Genomic DNA, 24,819 nt, shown 5'->3' on the forward strand with positions numbered 1-24,819 from the left:
TGAGGTGCTGGCTGACCTGACATCCACAATGCGGACGCCCTCTGGGCGGCCGTTGGAACCCAATCACGCCATGCGTCTTTCCACGATCAAGCTGTCCGGCTTCAAGTCGTTCGTCGATCCGACCACCCTGCACCTGCCGACCAACATGACCGGCGTGGTGGGCCCCAATGGCTGCGGCAAGTCGAACATCATCGACGCCGTACGCTGGGTCATGGGTGAGAGTTCGGCCAGCCGTCTGCGCGGCGACTCGCTGACCGACGTGATCTTCTCCGGTTCCAATGCGCGCAAGCCGGTGTCGCAGGCCACCGTCGAGCTGATCTTCGATAATTCGGACCACACGATTTCCGGCGAGTACGCCTCGTTCAACGAAATCTCCGTCAAACGCACCGTCAGCCGCGACGGCAGCAGCAACTACTATCTCAACGGCACCAAGTGCCGCCGCCGCGATATCACCGATCTGTTCCTGGGCACCGGCCTGGGGCCGCGCAGCTACTCGATCATCGAGCAGGGCATGATCAGCCAGATCATCGAGGCGCGCCCGGAAGACCTGCGCGTGTACCTGGAAGAGGCCGCCGGCATCTCCAAGTACAAAGAGCGCCGCAAGGAAACCGAAACCCGCATCCGCCACACCCGCGAGAACCTGGACCGGCTGGGCGACCTGCGCGATGAGATCGGCAAGCAGCTGGAGCACCTGAAGCGCCAGGCCAAGCAGGCCAAGCAGTACCAGGCGCTGCAGGAAGAGCGCCGGGTGAAGGATGGGCAGTGGAAGGCGCTGGAATTCCGCGGTCTGGATGGCCGTCTTTCCAAGCTGCGCGAAGGCCTGTTGCAGGAAGAGACCCGCCTGCAGCAACTGATTGCTGAGCAGCGTGAAGCCGAAGCCCATATCGAAACCTCGCGCGTGCGCCGCGAAGAGGCGGCCGACGCCCTGAACACCGCACAGGCGGCGGTCTACCAGGTGGGCAGCACGCTGGCCCGGGTGGAACAGCAGATCCAGCACCAGCGCGAACTGTCGCAGCGGCTGCACAAAGCGCGTGACGAAACCCAGCAGGCATTGGCCGAGCTGGGCCAGCACATCAGCGGCGACGAGGCGCGCCTGGGCGTGCTGCGCGCGGCCGTCGAAGACGCGACCCCGCAGCTGGAAGCGCTGCAGGAAGAGAACGAGATCAAGCAGGAAAGCCTGCGCGAGGCCGAAGACCGCCTGGCCAGCTGGCAACAGCGCTGGGAACAACACACTTCGCAGAGTTCGGAAGCCTCGCGCGCCGGCGATGTCGAGCGCACCCGCGTGGACTACCTGGACAAGCAGATCCTGGATGCCGACCGCCGCCGCGAGGCGCTGGCGGCCGAGCGTGCCGGCCTGGATGTCGAGGCACTGGAAGAGGCGTTCGAGCAGCTGCACCTGCAGCACGACACGCAGAAAACGGCGCTGGACGAGCTGACCGAAGAGGTCGAGCACCGCAAGGAAGGCGTGGCTGCCGTGCAGGAACAGCAGCGCGCGGGCCAGAACGAACTGGTCGAGCTGCACAAACAGGTCAACGGCCTGCGTGGCCGCCTGGCATCGCTGGAAACCCTGCAGCAGGCCGCACTGGGCCAGGAGCAGGGCGCTGCGGTGGCTTGGTTGCAGTCGCACGGCCTGGATTCGGCGGCGCGCGTGGGCGAACGGCTGGACGTCGATGCCGGCTGGGAGAATGCCGTTGAGCGTGCGCTGGGCGAACTGATCGAAGGCGTGCTGGTCGATGATCCGGCACGTCTGGTCGATGCGCTCGGCGAGCTGGGCGAGGGCCGCATCGCACTGGTGTCCAGCGATGACGCCGCACTGGATGTGGCGCCGACCTCGCTGGCCGCGCGCGTGCGTGGCCCGGCGGCAATCCGTCGCCTGCTGGCGCACCTGCATGGTGCCCGCGATCTGGCAGAGGCGAAGACGCTGCAGTCTGGTCTGCCTGAAGGTGATTCTGTCATTACCCAGGACGGCGAGCGCTTGGGCCAGGGCTGGCTGCGCGTGTCGCGCTCCGGCGCCGCGCAGCAGGGCGCCTTGCTGCGCGAACGTGAAATCAACGAGCTGCGCGAACAGATCGAGCAGCTGCAGGACCGTGAAGCCGAACTGGAAGAACAGCTGGCCGGCCTGCGCGAACAATTGCTGGCGGCCGAACAGCAGCGCGAGGATGCGCAGCGCACCTTGTACCAGGCGCATCGCGCGGTGTCCGAACTGGCCGGCCAGTTGCAGGGCCAGCAGGGCAAGGTCGAGGCCGCACGCACCCGCATCGATCGCATCGAAGGCGAGCTCAAGCAGCTGGCGGAGACGTTGGACGCCAACCAGGAACAGGCGCGTGAAGCCCGTTCGCGGCTGGAAAACGCGGTCAGCAGCATGGGCGACCTGGAATCGACCCGGCAGCGCCTGGAGGGCGAGCGCCGCCAGCTGACCGAAGCGCGCGACCTGGCCCGCGATGCGGCACGCGCGGTGCGCGAGCGCTCGCATGCGCTGGCGCTGACCCTGGAGTCGCAGCGCGCGCAGCTGGCGTCGCTGGGGCAGGCGCTGGAGCGCATGAGCACTCAGCGTGGCCAGCTGGATTCGCGGCTGGGCGAACTGCATTCGCAGCTGGACGACGGCGATTCACCGGTCGAATCGCTGCAGGCCGAGCACCAGAGCGCGCTGGAAGAGCGCGTGCGCGCTGATCGGGTGCTGACCGAAGCCCGTACCCTGCTGGACGGCATCGATGCCGACCTGCGCACCTATGAACAGACCCGCCACCAGCGTGACGAGCAGGCATTGGCGCAGCGCGAGCGTATTTCCCAGCGTCGATTGGACCAGCAGGCGCTGGTGCTGAGCGCCGAAACGCTGCAGGCCGCCGTGGAGAAGGCCGGCTTCGTGATGGCCGAGGTGCTGGAGGCGCTGCCGGACGATGCGCGGCTGGGCGAGTGGGAACAGGCCGTGCACCAGATCGACGCGCGCATGCGCCGGCTGGAGCCGGTGAACCTTGCCGCCATCCATGAGTACGGCGAAGCGTCGCAGCGGTCGGATTATCTGGATGCGCAGCACACCGACCTGACCACCGCGCTGGAAACCCTGGAAGATGCGATCCGCAAGATCGACCGCGAAACGCGCGGGCGCTTCAAGGACACCTTCGACCGGGTCAACGCCGGCGTGCAGGCGCTGTATCCGCGCCTGTTCGGCGGCGGCCATGCCTACCTGGAACTGACCGGCGAAGACCTGCTCGACACCGGCGTGACCATCATGGCGCGCCCGCCGGGCAAGCGCGTGTCCAGCATTTCGCTGCTGTCCGGTGGCGAAAAGGCGATGACCGCGGTGGCGCTGGTGTTTGCCATCTTCCAGCTCAACCCCGCGCCGTTCTGTCTGCTGGACGAAGTGGACGCGCCGCTGGACGAGGCCAACGTCGGTCGCCTGGCCAACATGGTCAAGGAAATGAGCGAGAAGGTGCAGTTCCTGTTCGTCAGCCACAACAAGGCGACAATGGAAGCGGCGCACCAGCTTTCCGGCGTGACCATGCGCGAGCCGGGTGTCAGCCGCTTGGTCAGCGTGGACCTGGAAGAAGCCGCGCGATTGGCGGGCGCGGCCTGACGTGCCATTCTAGTTACCTGAATGAACTAGCCGGAGAACCCATCGAATGTCCGACACGGCACTGTTGCGCATCGGCATCCTGGCCGCCGGCCTGCTGCTGGTGGTTGCGATCTTCCTGTTTGGCCGCCCCAAGAAGAAGCCGCAGGGCCGCCGCGTGGACGGCCCCGAGCCGGCTGCAGGCGAGCGTCGCGAACCGGTACTGGGCGAAGACGGCGTACCGCTGGCCGACACCCGCAGCGAACCCGGCCTGGGCGAAGAGGGCCAGCAGGCCGAACTGGGCCTGGCCGATGCAGACGGCGCGGCCAACGACCTTGGCAAGCGCGCCACGCAGGATTTCGACAAGATCGTTTCGCTGTTCGTGGCCGCCCGCGCGGGCGAACAGCTGCGCGGCGAAGACATCGTGGTGGCGGCGGAAAAGACCGGCCTGGTGTTCGGGCACATGAACGTGTTCCACCGGCTGGTGGAAGGCCACCCCGAGCGTGGCCCGATCTTCTCCATGGCCAGCATCATGAAGCCGGGCAGCTTCGACATGGCCAACATCCGCGCCATGGAAACCCCGGCCATCGCCTTCTTCCTGACCCTGCCGGCGCCGCTGACCGCACTCGATGCCTGGGAAAAGATGCTGCCCACGGTGCAGCGCATGGCCGAACTGCTGGATGGCGTGGTGCTGGATGACAGCCGCAATGCCCTCGGCCGCCAGCGCATCGCCCATATCCGTGACGAACTGCGCGCCTACGACCGCCAGCACCAGGCCCCGCCGCTGACCAAGACCCCGCGCTGGTAAACGCGCCAGTCGAGCATGGCTCGACTCTACATGTCGGCGCCCGTCTGTAGAGTCGAGCCATGCTCGACTCAAATTCTTACGGCGCCCGATCAAACCACCTGCACCACGCAAACGGATGATCGCCAAGCTGTGCTGCGAGGCCCGCGCGTACGGGATTGGCGGCGATGTACAGCGCCTGGCTCTTCAATGATTCGTCACACCGTACTGCGTGGTCATAGTAGCCACGCTGCCAGAGTGGGCCGTCGGTCCCAACCAGACGGCTGCAGCGCGACTTCATCATCTGCACCGACGCAGCCAGGGTTCCTGAGCGCAGTTGCATCAACCAATGCACGTGGTCGGGCATGACCGCCCAGGCAAGATTGAGGCATCGGCCCTCCTGCTGGATCCATTGCAGGCCGGCAACGATGATGGCGGCGCGCTCGGGGTCATCAAAGTGCCGGCGGCGCTGATGGGTGACCGTCGTGATCGCATAGACATTCCGCACGTGCGACCAACAACCTTTCAGGAGGAGTGGACTGGGCATGCCTCAGCATTGGCTGGGCAAGGCAGCGGGGGTATCGCTTGAATGCGGGCGGATATGTAGGAAAGGCCCCAGTCGAGCATGGCTCGACTCTACAGATGGGTGTGCTCTGCGTTACGCCGGTACGCCGGCCACCTTCGCAAATGCGCGGCGGAATGCCGCCATCTCCGCGTCGGTTCCCACGGTGACCCGCACCCGCTGCGGCCAGATCGGCCAGCTGCGGCCGATCACTACGCCGTTGTCCGCCATGGCCTTGGCAAAGGCGCTGCCGTCACGCTGCACATCCACCACGAAGCAGTTCGCTTCCGACGGCACGCAACTGAAACCGCGCTTGCCCAGCCAGGCGATAGTGGCCTGGCGTACCTGCGCGTTCTGCAGGCGCCGCTGCGGCACCAGTTGCGCGTCGCCCAGGCTGGCCAGTGCGGCGGCCAGGGCGGGCACCGGCAGGGGGTTCTCGCCCAGGCTGGCCAGTTCTCGCAGGCGCTCGGGCTGGGCGGCGGCCACGCCCAGGCGCAGGCCGGCCATGCCATACAGCTTGGAAAAGGTACGCAGCACGATCAGGTCATCGCGCTGGGCCACCTGGGCGATCAGGCTCGGCTGTTCGCTGTACTGCAGGTAGGCCTCGTCCACCAGCACGCGGGTGCCCACTGGTTTGTTGGCCAGCAGCCATGCCAGTTCGGCCGGCGGGCTGATCGATCCGGTCGGGTTGTTCGGGTTGCAGACGTAGATCAGGCCGGTGGGTCGATCATGGGCCGCTGCCACCATTGCCCGCAGGTCGTGCGCACCGTCCTCGCGCAGCGGCACCTGGGTGACATGCGCACCGCGCGCAGCGGCCAGATCGCCGAGCGCCTCGAAGGTGGGGTCGGCCACCACCAGTGCGGACTTCGATCCAGTCCACAGCGTGGCAGCGCGGTTCAGGGGTTCGCTGGAACCCGGGTAGAGGCGTACATGGTCGGCCGGGACGGCGTTCTGGGCGGCGAAGATATCGCGCACCTGCCCGGCCAGGGCGAACTGATAGCGGCCACTGCCGGCGATGCTGTCGCGTGCGGCCTGTTGGGCGACGGGCGCGGGGCCGTAGGAGCACTCGTTGAAGTTGAGCAGGACCGGGCCGGTGCGGGTGGGCACCGGTTGCGCTGCAGCAGGGCCGGGCAGGCCCGTGCTGGCAACGGCCAGGCCGGCACCGGCCAGTTGCAGGAAATGGCGGCGCGAAGTGGGCAGGGTCACAGGCAGGCTTCCGAGGGGCGTCTGCCGCACGCTAGCGCTGGTGGGGGCAGGGCGGCAAGCGGCTGGCGTGTAGAGTCGAGCCATGCTCGACTGCTGTTGCCGGGCCAGTCGAGCATGGCTCGACTCTACAAGGGCGCCAGCGGCAGTCGAGCATGGCTCGACGCTACAAAATGCGGGGGATACGGGGCGTTGCGGTCGGGCGCGGTAGAATTCCCGGCCATCCCAGAACCACCGGATTCCGATGAGCCCCAGCCCCGCCGAACGCGCCGAGGACCTCCGCCGGCAGATCGCCCAGGCCAACCGCGCCTACCATGAGCTGGACGCCCCGGAGATCCCGGACGCTGACTACGACCGGCTGGTGCGCGCGCTGGAAGCGCTGGAGCAGGAACACCCGGAACTGGCCCGCGCCGACAGCCCGACCCAGCAGGTGGGCGCGCGCCCGTCCGGGCGCTTCGCCGAAGTCGCCCATGCGGTCCCGATGCTGTCGTTGTCCAATGCCTTCAGCGATGAGGAAGTGGCGGATTTCGTGCGCCGTATCGACGAGCGCCTGCGCCGCGGCGCGCTGCGCTTTTCCGCCGAACCGAAGATGGACGGCCTGGCGATCAGCCTGCGCTATGAAGACGGCCAGTTCGTGCTGGGCGCGACCCGTGGCGACGGCAGCACCGGCGAGGACGTGACCGCCAACCTGCGGCAGATCGCCGATATTCCCAAGCGCCTGCAGGGCAGTGGCTGGCCCGACGTGCTGGAAGTGCGCGGCGAGGTGTACATGGCGCGCGCCGATTTCGAGGCCTACAACGAGCGTGCGCGCCTGCACGGCGGCAAGGTGCTGGCCAACCCGCGCAACGCCGCGGCCGGTTCGCTGCGCCAGCTCGATGCGAAGATCAGTGCGCAGCGGCGGCTCAGCTTCTTTGCCTACGGCACCGGCGAAGTGCAGGGCGGCGAGCTGCCCGACACTCATTCGGGCACGCTGGCGCAGTTGGGCGACTGGGGCTTCCCGGTCAGCGAGCTGTGCCAAGTGGTGGAGGGTACCGACGGGTTGCTGGGCTACTACCGCATGATCGGCGAGCGCCGTGACGGCCTGCCGTTCGATATCGACGGCGTGGTCTACAAGCTGGACGACCGTGCCGGCCAGCAGACGATGGGGTTTGTTTCGCGTGCACCTCGCTGGGCCATCGCACACAAGTTCCCGGCGCAGGAACAGAGCACCACGGTGGAGGCGATCGAGATCCAGATCGGCCGCACCGGTGCGGCCACGCCGGTCGCGCGCCTGGCGCCGGTGGCGGTGGCCGGGGTGATCGTGTCCAACGCCACCCTGCACAACGCCGATCAGATCGCGCGGCTGGACGTGCGCGTAGGCGACAGCGTGATCGTTCGCCGCGCCGGCGATGTCATTCCCGAAGTGGTCAGCGTCATTCTGGACCGTCGCCCGCAAGGCACCGCGCCCTGGCAGATGCCGACCCAGTGCCCGGTGTGCGGTGCCGAGATCGTGCGCGAAGAGGGTGCCGCGGCGTGGCGCTGTTCCGGCGAACTGTCCTGCCCGGCGCAGCGCAAGGAGGCCATCGCGCACTTCGCATCGCGCCGGGCCATGGATATCGACGGTCTGGGCGACAAATACATCGAGACGCTGGTGGATGCCGGCATCGTGAAAAGCGTGGCCGACCTGTATCGCCTGAGCCGCGATACGTTGCTGCACCTGAAGCTGGTGCTCGACGCCGAAGACCCCTCGGCGCTGGCCGCATCGCTGAATCTGCATCTGCCCGCCGAGGGCAGTGGCGCGGTGCTCACGGCGGTGCTGAAGCTGGACGGGGCCGATCCGGGCTGGCGTGCGCAGGCGCTGGTACAGCCGGCCAGCTTCGAGTGGAACGCGAAGAAGATCGCCACCAAGTGGGCCGACAACCTGATCGCGGCCATTGATGCCAGCCGTGATGCCACGCTGGAACGCCTGCTGTTCGCGCTGGGCATCGAGCACGTGGGTGAAAGCACGGCGAAGGCGCTGGCGCAGTGGTTCGGCGATCTGGAGCTGATCCGCCACCTGCCGTGGCCGCTGTTCAAGCGCGTGCCGGATATCGGCGGTGAGGTTGCACGTTCGCTGGGGCATTTCTTCGAGCAGCCGGGCAACCAGCAGGCCATCGACGATCTGCTGCAGGTGGGGCAGGTACGTATTGCCGACGCCCATCCGCCCAGCGCCAAGCTGCGCGAAGGGCTGGACCTGGCCCAGCTGCTGGTGGAAGCCGAGATTCCCGGCATCACCCGTCTGCGTGCGGAAAAGCTGGTGGCCGCACTGCCGTCGGCACAGGCGGTGCTGGACGCCGAGCACGGCCAGTTCGTCAACGCCGGCCTGCCCGATGACACCGCCCGCGGGCTGGCGCAGTGGCTGGACAGCGACGGCCATGGAGCACTGCTGCTGGCCGCCGAGCGCGCCATGCAGCACATCCTGGCGCACGCACCGGCCCTGGCCGAGGTGGTGGCCGGGCCGCTGGACGGACAGACCGTGGTGCTCACCGGCACCTTGGCCCAGCTCACCCGCGATGTCGCCAAGGAACGCCTGGAGGCGCTGGGCGCCAAGGTTTCCGGCAGCGTGTCGAAGAAGACCAGCTTCCTGGTGGCCGGCACCGAAGCCGGTTCCAAGCTGGACAAGGCGCAGTCGCTGGGCGTGCCGGTCTGGGACGAAGACCGGCTGCTGGCCTATCTGGCCGAACACGCGTGATGAACCCGCCGGGTGCCGCGCGCGCCCGGCCTGATGCAAGAGAGGACTACCGATGCAGATCGCCCCGCTGGACTTCCGCCTGGCCACCCGTGCCGATGAAGAGGCATTGATTGCCCTGATGCGCGACTTCTACGCCGAAGACAGGATCGAGTTCGATGATGCCCGCGTTCGCCGCGGGGTCGATGCGCTGCTGGCCGATCCGCGCAATGGCGAGGTGCTGCTGTGGCTGGACGAGGCCGGCGAGGTGGTCGGCCACGCGGTGCTGGCGATGGGCTTCAGCCTGGAACAGGGCGGCCATTTCATGCTGCTGGACGAGCTCTACCTGAGCCACCGCGCGCGCGGTCGCGGCCGCGGCAAGCAGGCGCTGGCCATCTGCGAACATCGTGCGCGTGGCCGCGGCGTCACCCGCCTGCGGCTGGAAGTGAATCACCACAACGAGCTGGCCCGCCGCCTGTACCTGGCCAGCGGTTACATCGACGACACCCGCAGCCTGCTGACCCTGCCGCTGGACCACCCGCGCGCCGAGGGTATCCTGTGAATCCGCAGCTGATGCGCGCGCTGCAACAGCGTGCGGCGTTGAATGCGCTGGTGCGCCGCTTCTTTGCCGAACGCGATGTGCTGGAAGTGGAAACGCCGATCCTGTCGGTGGCGGGCAACACCGAGCCCAACATCGACAGTTTCCACACTGATTTCAGCGGCCATGTCGATGCCGGTGGCCGCCGCCGCTGGCTGCGCACCTCGCCCGAATATCCGCTCAAGCGCCTGCTGGCCGCTGGCGTGGGCGACTGTTATGAGCTGGGCCGGGTGTTCCGCAATGGCGAAGCGGGCGGCCGCCATAACCCGGAATTCACCATGCTGGAATGGTATCGGGTAGGCTGGGACCATCACCGCTTGATGCATGAAACCGCCGAACTGGTCCGGCAGGCGCTGGCGATGGTCGGTCGCAGCGCTTCCCTGCGTGTGCTCAGCTATCGCGAGCTGTTCCAGCAGCATGCCGGCGTGGATCCTTTCGTTGCCGACGAGGCCGGGCTGCGCGCGGCGCTGGGTGATGTGCACATCGATCCGGTAGGGCTGACCCGCGACGACTGGCTGGACCTGCTGATGACCCACCGCATCCAGCCGAACTTTGATGACGCGGTGATGACGGTGGTGCATGACTGGCCCGCCAGCCAGGCCGCGCTGGCCCGTGTCCGCGCCGGCACACCGCCGCTGGCAGAGCGCTTCGAGCTGTACCTGGGTACGGTGGAGCTGGCCAACGGCTACCACGAACTGAACGATGCCGACGAGCAGCGCGCGCGCTTCAACAGCGATCTGCAGCGCCGCCACGCGCGTGGGCAGGTACAGCCGGCGCTGGACGAAGCGCTGCTGCAGGCCCTGCCGGGCCTGCCCGACTGCGCGGGCGTGGCGGTGGGCATGGACCGTCTGCTGATGGCCATGAACGGCACGCCGCGCATCGCCGATGTGCTGGCCTTGGACTTCGCCCATGCGTGAGCGTGGCGTGCCGGCGGTCTTCGCGCCGTCGCTGCAACCCCTGAACGAAGCGCGCACATTCCGCGCTTGATTCAGCAACGGCGATGATGCTCTTATCACGCTTGATGCCAGACACTGGCAGCGTGGTTATCGACTCGGTTGGGGAAAGCTTTGGTCAAGTGGTTTGCGGTCGTGGCGGCGCCGGTGTACTCCATGGCGATATGGGGCGCGGTCACGCCGTTGCCGGCGTCGGCGCAGACCGGGTATGACGGCCAGGTCATCACCTGTGAGTCGCGCGACATGGGCTGGGTGCACTGCGACCTGGACGTCAGCAATGGCGTGGACCTGGTGCGGCAGCTGTCCAGCAACAGCTGCATCCGCGGCAGTGAGTGGGGCACCGACCGCAGTGGCGTGTGGGTGACCCTGGGCTGCCGGGCCGAGTTCCGCGCACGTCCGGCCGCCGGTACTGCCGCAGCGACGGCCAGCAGCGATGGCGGCAAGCGCCTCGTGCGCCGCGTGGTGCGCTGCGAATCCAGTGGACGGCCGCAGAGCTGCCCCGTGCGGCTGGACGGCGCGCCAGTGCGGCTGCTGCGCCAGCTGTCGGTGCTGCCGTGCCGCGAAGGGCAGGGCTGGGGCTACAAGCGCAACGAAATCTGGACCAGCCGTGGCTGCCAGGGCGATTTCGAGGTGGCCAACGAACAGGGCCGCTTCGTCGATATGCCGCGCCGGCTGACCTGCGAATCCAAATCCAAGCGGCGTCGCTTCTGCGGGGCCAGCATCAGCGCCGGCGCCGTGGTGTCGCGGCAGATTTCCGGCACCGCCTGCGTGGAAGGGCAGACCTGGGGCTGGAACCGCAACGGGGTCTGGGTGGACGGCGGCTGCCGGGCCGAATTTTCGGTGAATTGACCGCCCGACAGGGCCATGGGGCAGGGGCTGGCCCTACAATGGGCGCATGAACACTGCCCCCGATATCGACTACGCCCGCTACGACCACATCCGCCCGATCCTGTGGACCGGTGACGCGCTGCAACTGCTGGACCAGCGCAAGCTGCCGTTCGTGGTGGAACATGTTGCCTGCCATGACAGCGACGAGGTCGCCGCCGCCATCCATGCCCTGACCGTGCGCGGCGCGCCGGCCATCGGTATCGCCGCCGCGTGGGGCGTGGTGCTGGCCGCGCGCGCGGTGCAGGCCGCTGACGGCGCACACGCCCTGCAGCAGCTGGAACCGGCGCTGCAGCGCCTGAACGCCTCGCGCCCGACCGCGGTGAACCTGGCCTGGGCCTTGGCCCGCATGCGCCGCGCGCTGGCCGCTGCCGGTGCCGACTGGAAAGCGGTGCTGGAAGCCGAAGCGCACGCCATTGCCGAAGAAGACCTGGCCGCCAACCGCCACATGGGCGCGCTGGGCGCCGGCCTGATCGAAGCCGGCAGCGGCGTGCTGACCCACTGCAACACCGGCTCGCTGGCCACCGCCGGCTTCGGCACCGCGCTGGGCGTGATCCGTGCCGGCATGGCCCAGGACCGCATCGCCCGTGTGTTTGCTGGCGAAACCCGGCCGTGGCTGCAGGGCGCGCGCCTGACCGTGTGGGAGCTGCAGCAGGACGGCATCGATGCCACCCTGATCGCCGATTCGGCGGCCTCGCACCTGATGAAGACCGGTGCGGTGCAGTGGGTGATCGTGGGCGCCGACCGCATCTGCGCCAATGGCGATACCGCCAACAAGATCGGCACCTACCAGCTGGCCATTGCCGCCCGCCACCACGGGGTGAAGTTCATGGTGGTGGCGCCGTCGTCCACCGTGGACATGGATACGGTGGATGGCAGCCAGATCGAGATCGAGCAGCGCGACCCGGGCGAGCTGTACGGCGTGGGTGGTACCCGCACCGTGGCCGAGGGCATTGCCGCCTGGAACCCGGTGTTCGACGTGACCCCGGGCGAGCTGATCGATGCCATCGTGACCGAACGCGGGGTCATCCTGAACCCGACCGCGGAGAACATGCGCGCCGCCTTCGGCGGTTGACCCCGGTTGCCCCCCATCCACGCGTGGCCGGGCCGGTAGATCCACGCCATGCGTGGATGGTTCGCCGTTCCGTCGCCCGGCTACCCCTAAGTTCCTGATTTGTGCCGGTAAAACCCCCGTAAACACGGGCGGAAAACGGCCCGTTGTGGTAGTATCGGCAGGTTGAATCGAGGTTCCGGCACGACCCCTCCCGCAGTGGGCTGCGCCGGACTGGACCGCTACCAGACAACGGAACCCGAATGGCAGAAACCGCCAAGGAAATCATCCAGGTCAACCTGGAAGACGAGATGCGCAAGAGCTACCTCGATTACGCCATGAGCGTGATCGTGGGGCGTGCGCTGCCCGATGCGCGCGATGGCCTCAAGCCCGTGCATCGCCGTGTGCTGTTCGCGATGAACGAACTGAACGCGCACAGCAACAAGCCTTACTTCAAGTCGGCGCGTATCGTCGGTGACGTGATCGGTAAGTACCACCCGCATGGCGATCAGTCGGTCTACGACACGCTGGTGCGCCTGGCACAGCCGTTCTCGCTGCGCTACATGCTGGTCGATGGCCAGGGTAACTTCGGTTCGATCGACGGCGACTCCGCCGCGGCGATGCGTTACACCGAAGCCCGCATGTCCCGCCTCGCGCATGAGCTGATGGCGGACATCGACAAGGAAACCGTCGATTTCCAGCCCAACTACGACGAAAAGGAACTGGAACCGACGGTCATGCCGACCCGGTTCCCGAACCTGCTGGTCAACGGTTCGGCCGGTATCGCGGTGGGCATGGCCACCAACATCCCGCCGCACAACCTGAGCGAATCGATCAATGCCTGCATCGCGCTGATCGACAACCCGGAAATCGATGTCGACGGCCTGATGGAGTACATCCCGGGCCCGGATTTCCCGACCGCTGGCATCATCAACGGCACCGCCGGCATCGTCGCCGGCTACCGCACTGGCCGTGGCCGCGTGCGCATCCGTGCCAAGGCTGATATCGAAGTGGCCGACAACGGCCGCGAATCGATCATCGTTACTGAAATTCCTTACCAGGTGAACAAGGCGCGTCTGATCGAAAAGATCGCCGAGCTGGTCAAGGAAAAGAAGATCGAAGGCATCAGCGAGCTGCGCGATGAGTCCGACAAGGACGGCATGCGCATCTACATCGAGATCAAGCGCGGTGAATCTGCCGAGGTTGTGCTGAACAACCTGTACCAGCAGACGCAGATGGAATCGGTGTTTGGCATCAATATGGTGGCGCTGGTCGATGGCCGCCCGCAGTTGATGAACCTCAAGCAGATGCTGGAGGCCTTCGTCCGCCACCGTCGCGAAGTGGTCACCCGCCGCACCGTGTTCGAGCTGCGCAAGGCGCGCGCCCGTGCCCACGTGCTGGAAGGCCTGACCGTGGCGCTGGCCAACATCGACGAGATGATCGAACTGATCAAGACCTCGCCGAACCCCAACGAAGCGCGCGAACGCATGCTCGCCCGCCTGTGGGAGCCGGGTCTGGTCGGTTCGATGCTGGGCGCCGCCGGTGCCGAAGCCTCGCGGCCGGAAGACCTGCCCAAGGGCGTGGGCCTGATCGAGGGCGGCTACCAGCTGACCGAGATCCAGGCCACGCAGATCCTGGAAATGCGCCTGCACCGCCTGACCGGGCTGGAGCAGGACCGCCTGACCGAGGAATACAAGCAGCTGCTGGAAGTGATCGCCGGGCTGATCCACATCCTGGAAGATCCCGACCGCCTGCTGCAGGTGATCCGCGAAGAGCTGATCAACGTGAAGGCCGAGTTCGGCGACGAGCGTCGTACCGAAATCCGCCACAGCGAAGAAGATCTGGACATCCTGGACCTGATCGCGCCGGAAGACGTGGTGGTGACCGTGTCCCACGCCGGTTACGTGAAGCGCCAGCCGGTCAGCGTCTACCGCGCGCAGCGCCGCGGTGGCCGTGGCCGCAGTGCCGCGGCGACCAAGGAAGAGGATTTCATCGAACAGCTGTGGCTGGTCAACACGCACGACACGCTGCTGACCTTCACCAGTTCGGGCAAGGTGTTCTGGCTGCCGGTGTACCAGCTGCCCGAAGCCGGTTCCAACGCCCGCGGCCGTCCGATCATCAACTGGATTCCGCTGGAACCGGGCGAACGCGTGCAGGCCGTGCTGCCGGTGCGTGAGTACGCCGATGGCCAGTTCGTGTTCTTCGCCACGAAGAACGGCACGGTGAAGAAGACCCCGCTGAGTGAGTTCGCCTTCCGTCTGGCCCGCGGCAAGATCGCGATCAACCTGGATGAAGGCGATGCCCTGGTCAGCGTCGGCCTGACCGATGGCGAGCGTGACATCCTGCTGTTCGCCTCCAACGGCAAGACCGTGCGCTTCGGCGAAGACAAGGTCCGCTCGATGGGCCGTACCGCTACCGGCGTGCGCGGCATCAAGATGCCGGCCGGCGAGGAAGTGGTCAGCCTGATCGTGGCCGAAAGTGCCGGTGGCATCGAGGACGAGAACGAGGACGACAACGGTGTCGAGGAAACCGCCGCCAATGGCGATGCGGTGATCGACGGTGCCGACGACGCCAGCGTGCAGTACATCCTCACCGCCACCGAAAACGGCTATGGCAAGCGCACCCCGCTGCCGGATTACCCGCGCAAGGGTCGTGGCACGCAGGGCGTGATCGGCATCCAGACCACCGAGCGCAACGGCAAGCTGGTCGCCGCGGTGCTGATGGGGTCGGGCGATGAAGTGCTGCTGATCTCCGACGGCGGCACCCTGGTGCGTACCCGCGGTTCGGAAATCAGCCGCGTGGGCCGCAACACCCAGGGCGTGACCCTCATCCGTCTGTCCAAGGACGAGAAGCTGCAGGCGGTGGAGCGCATGGACGCCTCGATTGACGAGGACGAGGACGAGGTGGCTGCTGCCACCCCGGCCGAAGCCCCCGCACCGAGCGAGGACGCGCCGCAGGCGTAAGCCCGCCTCGCAACGCCCTCTCGACAACGCCGGCCTCGTGCCGGCGTTGTTGTTTCCGGCCTCACCGCACGCGCACTTCACGGCGACGGTGGGATAACAGGCCATGCTGCCTCCCGGAGATCGCCGATGTCCGCCACGCCGCAGTCCGCCACACCCGTTGTGCCCCGCCACCCGTTGGTAACCGTGCTGGCCCTGCTGCTGGTCGTGCTGGGGCTGGTGATCGGTGGCCTGGGGGCGTGGCTGGGTCAGCTGGGTGGCTCCTGGTACTACGCCATTGCCGGCGTCGGCCTGCTCGCCAGTGGCATACTGCTGTGGGGCAATCGACGCAGTGGCGCGCTGGTCTACGCGCTGCTGTTCCTTGGCACCCTGCTGTGGACCTGGTGGGAATCGGGCGGTGACTACTGGCGCTGGGTGCCTCGGCTGGGCATGGTGACCGCGCTGGGCATCGTGCTGGCATTCGTGGCGCCCACCCTGCGCACGCCGGTGCCCAAGCGGCTGTCGCGCAGCGCTGGATGTGTGCTTATCCTGGTCTTCGTGGCTGCCTTTGCGCTGGCCTTTGCCCCGCATGGCCACGTGGATGGGCGCCAGCCGTACCCCGAGGCCGCGCTCAGTGCCGGCCTGGACCCCACGCGTGACACTACTGGGCTGCAGCCGGCCGACCAACCCGCCGAAGAGGACTGGTCCGCATGGGGTCGCAGCAATGCGGCCACGCGCTTTTCGCCGCTGCAGCAGATCACCCCGCAGAACGTGGGCACGCTGCAGTTGGCCTGGCAGTTCCGCACCGGCGACGTACCCCGCACGCGCTGGGGTGCGGAGACCACGCCGCTGAAGATCGGCAACCGGCTGTACCTGTGCAGTGCGCGCAACCAGTTGATTGCGCTGGATGCAGCCAGCGGCAACGAAGTCTGGCGGTTCGATCCGAAAGTGCGTGACGCCTCCATTCCCTATACCGCCGCCTGCCGCGGCGTGGCCTATTACGAACAGCCCAGTGCACCCACGGTGGCCGATGCCGTGCTGGCCGATGTGGCCGCCGACCTGGCGCTGCCGGCGCCGCCGCCCACGCCGGTCAGCCGCACGGCCGCGGGCGCCAGCCGGCCGTTCTGCAGCGCCCGCATCATCGAAGGCACCCTGGACGGGCGCCTGATCGCCGTGGATGCAGACACCGGCCGACCCTGCGCCGCCTTCGGCAACAACGGCCAGGTGGACATCACCCTGGGCATGGGCGAGGTGCCGCCGGGCTATGTGTCCATCACCTCGCCACCGGCCATCGTGCGCGGCCTGGTCATCACCGGCCACCAGGTGCTGGACGGCCAGCGCCGCGATGCGCCGTCCGGGGTCATACAGGCCTACGACGCAGTGACCGGCAAGCTGCGCTGGGCCTGGGACATGGACCAGCCCGAGCGCAGCGGCCTGCCGCCGCGCGACCAGACCTACACCCGCGGCACCCCGAACATGTGGACCACGGCCACCGGTGATGAGCAGCTGGGCCTGGTCTACCTGCCGATGGGCAATTCGGCCGGTGACTACTGGAGCGGTTCGCGCACTGAAAACCAGAACCGCTACGCCACCTCGCTGGTGGCCCTGGACGTGACCACCGGCAAACCCGCGTGGCACTTCCAGGCCGTGCGCAAGGATGTCTGGGATTACGACCTGGGATCGCAGGCCAGCCTGATCGATTACCCCACTGCAGCGGGCAAGGTGCCGGCGATCCTGCTGCCGACCAAGCAGGGCGATCTGTACATCCTGGACCGGCGCAATGGCCAGCTGCTGACGCCGGCCGAGGAGCGGCCGGTGCCGCAGGGCGGGGTGGAACCGGAACAGCGCTCACCCACGCAGTTGTTCTCGCTCTACCACACGCTGCGCCGCGACCACGACCTGACCGAGCGTGACATGTGGGGGCTGACCCCCATCGACCAGCTGGTGTGCCGCATCCAGTTCCGCAAAGCGCACTACGAAGGGTTCTATACCCCGCCGACCAGCGACCGCCACTCCATCCAATACCCCGGTTACAACGGCGGTTCGGATTGGGGCAGCGTGGCCATCGATACGCGGCGCGGCATCATCGTCGCCAACTACAACGACATGCCCAACTACAACAGGCTGGTGCCGCGCGCCGAGGCCGACCGCAAGGGCTGGCTGCCGCGCGAACAGATCCGCGCCGACAACAAGGGCGGCGCCGAAGGCGCGGGCGACCCGCAGGTGGGCACGCCGTACGCAATCGACGTCAATGCCGGTTGGCGCCTGCCGTTCACCGGCCTGCTGTGCAAGCAGCCGCCCTATGGCGGCATCCGCGCCATCGATCTGCGCAGCGGCAAGCTGCTGTGGGACCGCCCGTTCGGCAGCGCGCGCGGCAACGGCCCGTTCGGTATCCGCTCCGGCCTGCCGATTGAGATCGGCACGCCCAACAATGGCGGCGCCGTGGTGACCGCCAGCGGGCTGATCTTCATCGCTGCCGCCACCGATGATCTGCTGCGCGCCATCGACCTGAAAACCGGCAAGGAACTGTGGCACACCAAGCTGCCGGCCGGCGGCCAGGCCAATCCGATGATGTACGCGCAGAACGGCCGCCAGTATGTGGTGATCGTCGCGGCAGGGCACCATTTCATGGAAACCCCGAAGGGCGATTACGTGATGGCGTATGCGTTGCCGCACTTGCAGGGCGCCGGCGAAGGCGATTAAGTGGTGGCCGTACCCGCTCAGGCGAAGGAGATGCCATGTATTCCACGTTATGTCTGCTTCTGGCAGTGTCTGCAGCAACGCAGGCCGTCCATGCATCGGCGCGGACGCCGCCCGTCCAGGCGCCCGACAACGGGGAATGGATTGCGCTGCAGGGGGGCGACAGGGCGGGTGCGCAGCCGGTTGCTGTGTCGGCGCGCGTTTCCGGCTGTGGGATCCGCAATGGACTGGCCGAGTGCAACCTGACAGCGTTGCGTGTCGAAGTGGACGGCACGCCAGTGCCTGTGGTGGGCGCGCAAGCGCGCATCACCTACGTGGTGCCCGGCGGCGGCTACAGCGCTGGCGCATCGGTGCCCTTGACCGTGCGGGATATCAATGCAGACGGCCATTCCGACCTGCAGGTATGGCAGACCAGCAACGGCAACTACAACGCGCCAATGCATGCCTTCTACCTGTTCAATGCGCAGACCGGGCGCTTTGAGCGAGCGCTCGCACTGGAGGCAGCCATTGGCGGGCGCGAGATCGATGAGATCGCCGGCGGGAAGGTCACCCTGTGGGGCAGGCCAAGCCCCTGCGAGCGCGAGGAAAAACAGGTGCAAGTGCGCGGTAGCGAGGTGACCACCGTGTTCCAGCGCAGATACGACACCTGCAAGGGCGAGGCGCCTCCCGAATGACGTGGCGCTGTCGCGTTGACGGGGCCGCACTGCGATGGGCTAGGATGCGCTGACGCTCCGTTCGCGAAGGAATCGCCATGGCTGTGCGCTGTCGTTCCGCCCGCTTGCTGCAGCGGGCGCTGTGGGCTCCGCTGCTTCTGGCCCTGGTTGCCGTGAACGCGGCGCCACCGGTGCCCGATGCCCGCACCGCCGCCGATGACTGGCTGGCTGCGTTCAATGCCGGCAGCCTGCAGCAGCTTCAGACGTTTGCCGAGCGCTATGCCAAGACCGAAGGCAGCACCGCACAGGACTATCTGGAGTTCCGCGACTCCACCGGGCCGCTGAAGCTGCTGGAGGTAAGGCAGAGCACGCCGATGCAGACGACCCTGCTTGTACTGGGCGAGCGAAGTGAGCGCGCTTTGCTGGTACACGCGCGGATGGATCCGGCCCATCCGGCGCAGCTGAAGCAGTTCCAGCTGGAAGGTACGCCGACGCCGGAGCAATACCAGCCGGCCCGCGTTCCGCTGCCGCAGTTGATGGCCGATGCGCTTGCGAAGCTGGATGCGTTGGCGGCCCAGGATGCGTTGTCGGGCAGCGTGCTGGTCGCGCAGAACGGCCGCGTGCTGCTGGACTGGACCGGCGGCCTGGCCGACCGGGCCGCGAAGACACCGGTGGTGGCGCAGACCCGCTTCCGCCTGGCGTCGTCCAACAAGATGTTCGCCGCGGTGGCCATCCTGCAACTGGTGCAGGCCGGCAGGCTTGGCCTGGACGATACGATCGGCAAGCACCTGCCGGACTACCCGAACACGTCCGTGGCCGCAACGGTGACCGTGCGGCAGCTGCTGAACCACACCAGCGGCCTGGGCGATTTCTTCGCGGATGATTTCGAACAGTACTCGGCATCACTGAAGACGCTGGACGACTACGTGCAGCGCTTCGCCAAGGATGCGCCGCAGTTCGCCCCGGGCAGCCAGGACAGCTATTCCAACTACGGGTTCATCGTGCTCGGGCGCCTGATCGAGGCGGCGTCCGGCCAGTCGTACTACGATTATGTGGATGCGCACATCCTGCGGCCGACCGGCATGACCGGCACCGGCTTCGAGCCGGAATCGGTAGAGGTGCCGCAGCGTGCCGTTGCGTACACCCGGGTGCAGGGGCAGTGGGCGCGCGAAACGAAGACACTGCCATGGCGTGGCATGTCCGCCGGCGGCGGCTACAGCACCGCCGCCGACCTGCTGAAATTCTGCGAGGCGCTGCGCAGCGGCGCACTGGTGGCGCCGGAGCTGCTGCAGCAGGCCACACGTGCACAGAACCACAAGGGCTGGTATGGCTATGGGTTCGTGGTGCAGGGGCAGGACCGCCAGCGCCAGTACGGGCACGAAGGCGGCGCGCCGGGGTCGAACAGTGCCATCGTGGTGCTGCCCGAGCAGGGTTATGTGGTGATCGGGCTGGCCAACGTCGATCCGGACGCGGTGGGCAATGTGGTCAACTACATCGCCCGGCGCCTGCCGATTTGATCAACGCTTGCCGGGCACCGGCGCATCGGCGGCAATCAGTTTTTCCTGCTTCAGCTCGGCCCAGAAATCGGCGGGAATGGCGATGGCCATCGAGGCCACGTTCGCCTGTACCTGCTCGGCGCTGCGCGCACCGGGAATGATCGAGGAAACCACCTCGGGCGCATCGGCGAACTGCAGGGCAGCGGTGCGCAGGTCGATGCCGTGGCGTTCGCAGATGGCGGCGATGCGGGCACGCTTGGCCGGTGCCCACTCGGGAATCGGACTGCCGTACAGGTAGCGCTCGCGGCCGGCCAGATAGCCGGCCAGCAGGGGAGAGCCGACCATGACCGACACGCCTTTCTCGGCCAGCTTCGGGAAGGTGTCGTGCAGGGTGGCTCCGTGGTCCAGCAGCGAGTACTGGCAGGCCAGCAGCATGATGTCCGGATCGGCTTCTGCCACCGCGCGCAATGCGGGCTGCGGGCGATTCACGCCGAAGCCCCAGGCCTTGATCAGCCCTTCCTCGCGCATGCGCGTCAGCTCCGGCATGGCGCCCTTCAGGGCCTCGGCGAAGCGTTGCTCCCAGGGCATGCCCAGGTCGGTGTTCTCGGGCGAAAGATCATGGATCAGCACGACATCCAGCTGCGCCACGCCCAGCCGGTTCAGGCTGTCTTCCACCGAACGCCGCGTGCCAGCAGCCGAGTAATCGTAGGCGTAGCGGAACGGGGCCGGGTCGTGCCAGTTGGTTTTCTGCAACGGTCCGGCGGTGCCGGTCAGCAGGCGGCCGGTCTTGCTGGAGAGCGTGTACTGGTCCGGCGCATGGGTATGCAGCTCGCGGCCCATGCGTCGTTCGCTCAGGCCCAGCCCGTACCACGGCGAGGTGTCGAACGTGCGGATGCCAGCGGCCCACGCGGCGGCCATGGTGGCCTGCGCGGCCGCATCGGTGGTGGGCGCCAGGCTGCCGCCCAGCGGCGCCCCGCCCAACCCCAGGCGGGTCTGCGGGCGGTAGCGGCCACCGGTGTGCGGTGCGTTGCGGGCCAACGTGGCCCCGGGGCGCGGTGTGCCGCGGGTCGGCAGCACGCTGCCCGGCGCAGGCGATTGCGCGAACAGCGGTGTGGTGGCCGAGAGCGCGGCTGCAGCAGCGGCCAGGGAAAGGAAGCGGCGTCGTGAGGTCACGTCAGTCTCCTGTGCGGAAGGCGGGCGGGTGTCTCGCAGAGCCGTTTCACTGTACCGCGCAGGTGTATCGGGCGCGTGCACGCGCGGCGCCCGTTCGCTTGCTCAGCGCTGCGGCACCCGCACCATCCTGTTCATCAGGTGCTCCACCACGCCGGTCGGATCGGCGCTGCGGCCCACGTGCGTGCTGGACATCTGCACGATGGAGCTGCGCTTGGCGGTGAGGAAATGGAAACGCGCGCGTGCGGGCAGCTGCGCGATCGGGCCCGCATTGGCGTCGCCGCGGCAGATCGCCACGATGGCGTCCAGCCACGGCTGCAACGCGTCCTGGTCAAGCGCAGGCGCGAACGCATGCAGGCGCGCCGGGTCGATCTCGATGGCCGCTTCCAGATGGCGTGCGCCGGGGCAGGAGACGATCACCCCGACGTTGATGAATTCTTCGCGTTCCACCCGCGGTACCACGCGGATGACCGCATAGTCATACGTGTGCAGCGTGGGCACCGATGGCCTCCTGCACGAACACGGCACGCACCTTCAGGCGGTGCTTGAGATAGTTGATATAGCCCTGGCGGTAGGCCTGCGGGCTGTCGAAGGCCGGCTCGTTGACCAGCCAGCTGTCCGGTACCAGGCCGACGATGCGCTCGATTTCCGCATCGGGAAGGCGCGCGGCCAGTTCGGCGTCCACCTCGGCGATGCGGCTGGCGAAGGACAGCAGCACATGGTCGCGGATCAGCGTGAACGGCTTCTCGCAGGCATCGGCGGCGTTGTCCCAGTCGTGATGGAAGTACATCGCCGCACCGTGGTCGATCAGGTACAGCTTGCGGTGCCAGACCATCAGGTTGGGGTTGCGCGTGGTGCGGTCCACATTGCTGGTGAAGGCATCGAACCAGACGATGCGCGAGGCCAGGTCGGCATCGACCGGCATGGCCGCCGGATCGTAGTTGATCGCGCCGGGCAGGTAGTCCAGGCCCAGGTTCAGGCCCTCGCTGGCACGGATCAGGTCCTGGATCTCAGGGTCCGGTTCGGTGCGGGCGAACTCGCTGTCCAGCTCCACGAACAGGATTTCCGGAATCGGCAGGCCCACGCTGCGGGCCATTTCGCCTGCGATCAGCTCGGCGATCAGTGCCTTCGGACCCTGGCCGGCGCCACGGAACTTGAGCACGGCCATGCCGTCGTCGTCGGTCTCGACCACGGCGGGCAGGGAGCCCCCTTCGCGGAGTGGGGTGATGTAACGGAGGGCATGGACGGTGCGCATGCGCGCATTCTAGCGTGGCGTGCGCAGGGAGCGCCGGAGGATCGTCCGCTGTGCCGGTGCCCGGCAGCCTCGGAGGGGCTGCCGACCGCCTTCTATTGCACGCTCACCAGGCGAACGCAGTCGTGCGCTGCCTGGCCATTGGCTGCAGAATGTTCCGGGATCGTATCCACCTTGATGCTCAGCTGCCCGCGCTCGAAGCGGTGGTAGATGGTCCGGCCGTGCTCGCCGCGCACCGTTCCCCGGGCAAAGCCCGCCGCATGGAGCGCCGTTGCGAACCGGTTGAAATCCACTTGGCAGATGGCCGTTGCAGGCGCCTTCTGCTGCGGACCGGTGTCGATGAAGTTCAGATCCAGTCGTGCGTCCGGCGTGCCCGCCTGTTTCACTTCCAGGCCATAGCTCCACACAGGAGAGAGCGCGCCGCCATAGCCGAAGTGACCGGGGGCGAAGGTACGGGCGGGCTCGCGCAATGCGGCGGATACGCGCTCGAGGGTCAGGTCGCTTGCGGAGGTCGTGGCCTGGATCAGATCGAGCAGACCCAACAGCAACTGCCCGGCATCCAGTGGCGTGGTTGACAGGGAATCCGGGGCTTTCGCGACCGCGATGCCAGGGCCTTGCGCTGTCGGCGTGGTGCTTGCCTTGATGGTCAAGCCCCGGATGCAACGCTTGTCGCTGGTGTGCTGGGCGCCTGACGCTCGTATCGTATCAACGGATATCTCCATCCCGGGTCTTGCAAATGCCTCGGACACCGGTCTTCCGTGTTCGCCATGGACAGTGGCCTTCGAGAATCCTGACCGCACGAGTTCAGAGGAGGCCTGGTCAAAATCCATTGCGCAGATTGCCTCAGTGCTGGCCGTTCCTGAGGGCGTCGAATCAAAGAAATCGAGGTCCAGCCGTTTGCCCGTCGCTGCAGTTCCAGAAAGCTCCAGTGTGAATGTCCAGTCCGGATCGATTCTGCCGCCGTAGCCAACGCGGCCGTCGCCGAGATCTTCTGCGGGTGAGCCGAGCATGGATGCGAGCGTTTCCCTGTCGATTTCATTCGGGGATGAAATACCAACAGCGATATGTACAGCTTGTCTTGTCAGTTGAAGGGCGTGCAGTGGAGCCATCGCTTTGGATGGGGCTGCTGGTGCAGGGGTCATCTTGTCAGCGCTCGCGGCCGGGTGCCCTTGTGCATAGTGGCTGCAGGCGCTTGTCAGCGTAACGAAAACTGCAGCCAAAAGATTCATGGGTCGCCACCGGATAGCCATTTTTCAATCCCTGAACTGGTCTTGGTGAGCCTGCGCGCGGCCATTGATAGACTACGCGCTATCGGCATGGCGGGATGCGCGTGACATTCGCAGATCTGCCAGATCCAGCGATTACGGCGTGGATGCGCGGGGAAGTGTTGCTCATCGAGTCCCCCTCATTCCACGCTCAGTGCAATCACGCATAGGCGGGCGGGTGCGTCGGATTCCCTGCGCATTCCCACAATGTCTGCAGTCACGACCATCTGCTGACGACGAAAGACCTCGTTGACCGGTCTTCCGTGTTCCCCAAGCAACGTATGGTGCACGTATCCTGCTGCTTCGAGTCGGGTTTTGAACGCGTTGAAATCCAGGGTGCATATGGCGGGTTCGGCGATGCCGCTTTCACCAGAAGTGCTGACGATGTCTACGTTGATGCGTGCATTCGCCGCTCCTTCGTTTCGAAGCGACAGGGAGAACAGCCAGGTCTGATCCATCCTTCCGCGGAATAGGGTTTGGCCCTCTTCCCGGGATACTTCCGCCGAGCGAAGCCGTTCTGACAGCTGCGATGAGGTCACATCCTGCACCGTTGATGTTTCACCCAGCAGGTTCAGCAGGCGCGACAGGAACGCTTCCTGTGGCATGAGGCTTGAAGATGCGCCTGCAGGCGCAATCAGCAACAGCAGGCTCAGAAGCGACGCTCGCATGGTGGACCCGTTGTTGGTTGAAGATTGGGTGAAATGCTGTGACTGGCCGGCGTTGAGTCTTCGCATCATTCACCGTGCATCAATGCGCGCCTGGGCATGCGCCTTCCCTGCGTCGTGATGAAGGCTGACCGTAGGGGCAGCCGGGTGAAGCAGAGGTTAAGCCCAATAGCCGGTGCGGAACACTGCGGCCGTTCAGAACTGAGACCACATCTTCACCTCCCGCTGCCGCAGCCGATGGCAGCATCAAGCCGTGGGGAGACTGAACCGGCCAGGATGGCCGTGGTGTACGCAAGCTGCCATCCTTCAAGCGTTTCCACGATGTACTTGCAGGCGTTGGAGGTGCACCGATGAGCGACGAATCCATTCCCATGCTGCCGCCGCTGGACAATGCCAAGGCGGAGCAG

19 protein-coding genes are annotated in these 24,819 nt (G+C 66.9%); 11 read left to right on the forward strand and 8 right to left on the reverse strand.

Translation table 11 applies throughout. From position 1 onward, the window contains the following. Window positions 1-70: 70 nt before the first annotated feature. Both smc and zipA read left to right on the forward strand, forming a co-directional pair. Complete coding sequence (smc, locus tag RTY46_RS15670) at window positions 71-3,574, forward strand: chromosome segregation protein SMC (RefSeq protein WP_312709523.1); 3,504 nt, start codon at window positions 71-73, stop codon at window positions 3,572-3,574. A 46-nt stretch (window positions 3,575-3,620) separates the two neighbouring features. After that, window positions 3,621-4,358 carry a cell division protein ZipA gene (gene zipA / locus RTY46_RS15675; RefSeq protein WP_312709525.1) on the forward strand — a complete coding sequence of 246 codons (738 nt, stop codon included), beginning with the start codon at window positions 3,621-3,623 and terminating at the stop codon, window positions 4,356-4,358. 76 nt (window positions 4,359-4,434) lie between these two features. On the opposite strand, the gene RTY46_RS15680 is transcribed toward zipA, so the two are convergent. Both RTY46_RS15680 and RTY46_RS15685 read right to left on the reverse strand, forming a co-directional pair. Beyond that, window positions 4,435-4,842 (reverse strand): transposase, encoded by a 408-nt coding sequence (locus RTY46_RS15680; RefSeq protein WP_312709526.1) that lies wholly within the window; start codon window positions 4,840-4,842, stop codon window positions 4,435-4,437. 150 nt (window positions 4,843-4,992) lie between these two features. After that, the gene (locus tag RTY46_RS15685) at window positions 4,993-6,102 is read right to left on the reverse strand and encodes a pyridoxal phosphate-dependent aminotransferase (RefSeq protein ID WP_312709527.1); all 1,110 of its coding nucleotides are present in this window, start codon (window positions 6,100-6,102) and stop codon (window positions 4,993-4,995) included. A 235-nt stretch (window positions 6,103-6,337) separates the two neighbouring features. Here RTY46_RS15685 and ligA point away from each other — a divergent pair, with 235 nt between their 5' ends. From ligA to RTY46_RS15730, 9 genes are all read left to right on the forward strand, one after another. Beyond that, window positions 6,338-8,809 carry an NAD-dependent DNA ligase LigA gene (gene ligA, locus RTY46_RS15690; protein WP_312709550.1) on the forward strand — a complete coding sequence of 824 codons (2,472 nt, stop codon included), beginning with the start codon at window positions 6,338-6,340 and terminating at the stop codon, window positions 8,807-8,809. A 52-nt stretch (window positions 8,810-8,861) separates the two neighbouring features. Beyond that, the gene (locus RTY46_RS15695) at window positions 8,862-9,347 is read left to right on the forward strand and encodes a GNAT family N-acetyltransferase (RefSeq protein ID WP_312709528.1); all 486 of its coding nucleotides are present in this window, start codon (window positions 8,862-8,864) and stop codon (window positions 9,345-9,347) included. Next, window positions 9,344-10,300, forward strand: a complete 957-nt coding sequence (gene epmA, locus RTY46_RS15700; RefSeq protein ID WP_312709529.1) for an EF-P lysine aminoacylase EpmA — start codon at window positions 9,344-9,346, stop codon at window positions 10,298-10,300. The genes RTY46_RS15695 and epmA overlap by 4 nt, the downstream gene beginning before the upstream one ends. A gap of 150 nt (window positions 10,301-10,450) precedes the next feature. Next, window positions 10,451-11,185: a DUF3011 domain-containing protein gene (locus RTY46_RS15705; RefSeq protein ID WP_312709531.1), complete on the forward strand. Its 735-nt coding sequence runs from the start codon at window positions 10,451-10,453 to the stop codon at window positions 11,183-11,185. A gap of 46 nt (window positions 11,186-11,231) precedes the next feature. Continuing rightward, on the forward strand, window positions 11,232-12,296 hold the full coding sequence (gene mtnA / locus RTY46_RS15710; RefSeq protein ID WP_312709533.1) for an S-methyl-5-thioribose-1-phosphate isomerase: 1,065 nt from the start codon (window positions 11,232-11,234) through the stop codon (window positions 12,294-12,296). A gap of 239 nt (window positions 12,297-12,535) precedes the next feature. Then, the gene (gene gyrA / locus RTY46_RS15715; protein WP_312709534.1) at window positions 12,536-15,235 is read left to right on the forward strand and encodes a DNA gyrase subunit A; all 2,700 of its coding nucleotides are present in this window, start codon (window positions 12,536-12,538) and stop codon (window positions 15,233-15,235) included. Window positions 15,236-15,361: 126 nt separating this feature from the next. Continuing rightward, complete coding sequence (locus RTY46_RS15720) at window positions 15,362-17,914, forward strand: membrane-bound PQQ-dependent dehydrogenase, glucose/quinate/shikimate family (RefSeq protein WP_312709535.1); 2,553 nt, start codon at window positions 15,362-15,364, stop codon at window positions 17,912-17,914. Window positions 17,915-17,949: 35 nt separating this feature from the next. Beyond that, complete coding sequence (locus tag RTY46_RS15725; protein ID WP_312709536.1) at window positions 17,950-18,585, forward strand: hypothetical protein; 636 nt, start codon at window positions 17,950-17,952, stop codon at window positions 18,583-18,585. A gap of 77 nt (window positions 18,586-18,662) precedes the next feature. Then, window positions 18,663-20,081, forward strand: coding sequence for a serine hydrolase domain-containing protein (locus RTY46_RS15730; protein ID WP_312709538.1), 1,419 nt, complete (start codon window positions 18,663-18,665; stop codon window positions 20,079-20,081). Here the strand turns inward: RTY46_RS15730 and RTY46_RS15735 are convergent, their stop codons facing one another. The 6 genes from RTY46_RS15735 to RTY46_RS15760 form a co-directional block, all read right to left on the reverse strand. After that, entirely contained in the window at window positions 20,082-21,233 is a 1,152-nt protein-coding gene (locus tag RTY46_RS15735; protein ID WP_312709540.1) for an aldo/keto reductase, read from the reverse strand. 102 nt (window positions 21,234-21,335) lie between these two features. Then, entirely contained in the window at window positions 21,336-21,731 is a 396-nt protein-coding gene (locus RTY46_RS15740; RefSeq protein ID WP_312709542.1) for a DUF3037 domain-containing protein, read from the reverse strand. Further along, window positions 21,709-22,485: a HipA family kinase gene (locus RTY46_RS15745; RefSeq protein WP_312709544.1), complete on the reverse strand. Its 777-nt coding sequence runs from the start codon at window positions 22,483-22,485 to the stop codon at window positions 21,709-21,711. Before RTY46_RS15745 ends, RTY46_RS15740 begins: the two co-directional genes overlap by 23 nt. 92 nt (window positions 22,486-22,577) lie before the next feature. Then, window positions 22,578-23,711, reverse strand: a complete 1,134-nt coding sequence (locus tag RTY46_RS15750) for a hypothetical protein (RefSeq protein ID WP_312709545.1) — start codon at window positions 23,709-23,711, stop codon at window positions 22,578-22,580. A 176-nt stretch (window positions 23,712-23,887) separates the two neighbouring features. Further along, window positions 23,888-24,484, reverse strand: coding sequence for a hypothetical protein (locus RTY46_RS15755; protein ID WP_312709546.1), 597 nt, complete (start codon window positions 24,482-24,484; stop codon window positions 23,888-23,890). A 143-nt stretch (window positions 24,485-24,627) separates the two neighbouring features. Then, on the reverse strand, window positions 24,628-24,819 hold a 192-nt coding region (locus tag RTY46_RS15760), incomplete at its 5' end, for a hypothetical protein (RefSeq protein WP_312709547.1).

The organism is Stenotrophomonas sp. (assembly GCF_032056425.1).
GTDB lineage: Bacteria > Pseudomonadota > Gammaproteobacteria > Xanthomonadales > Xanthomonadaceae > Stenotrophomonas.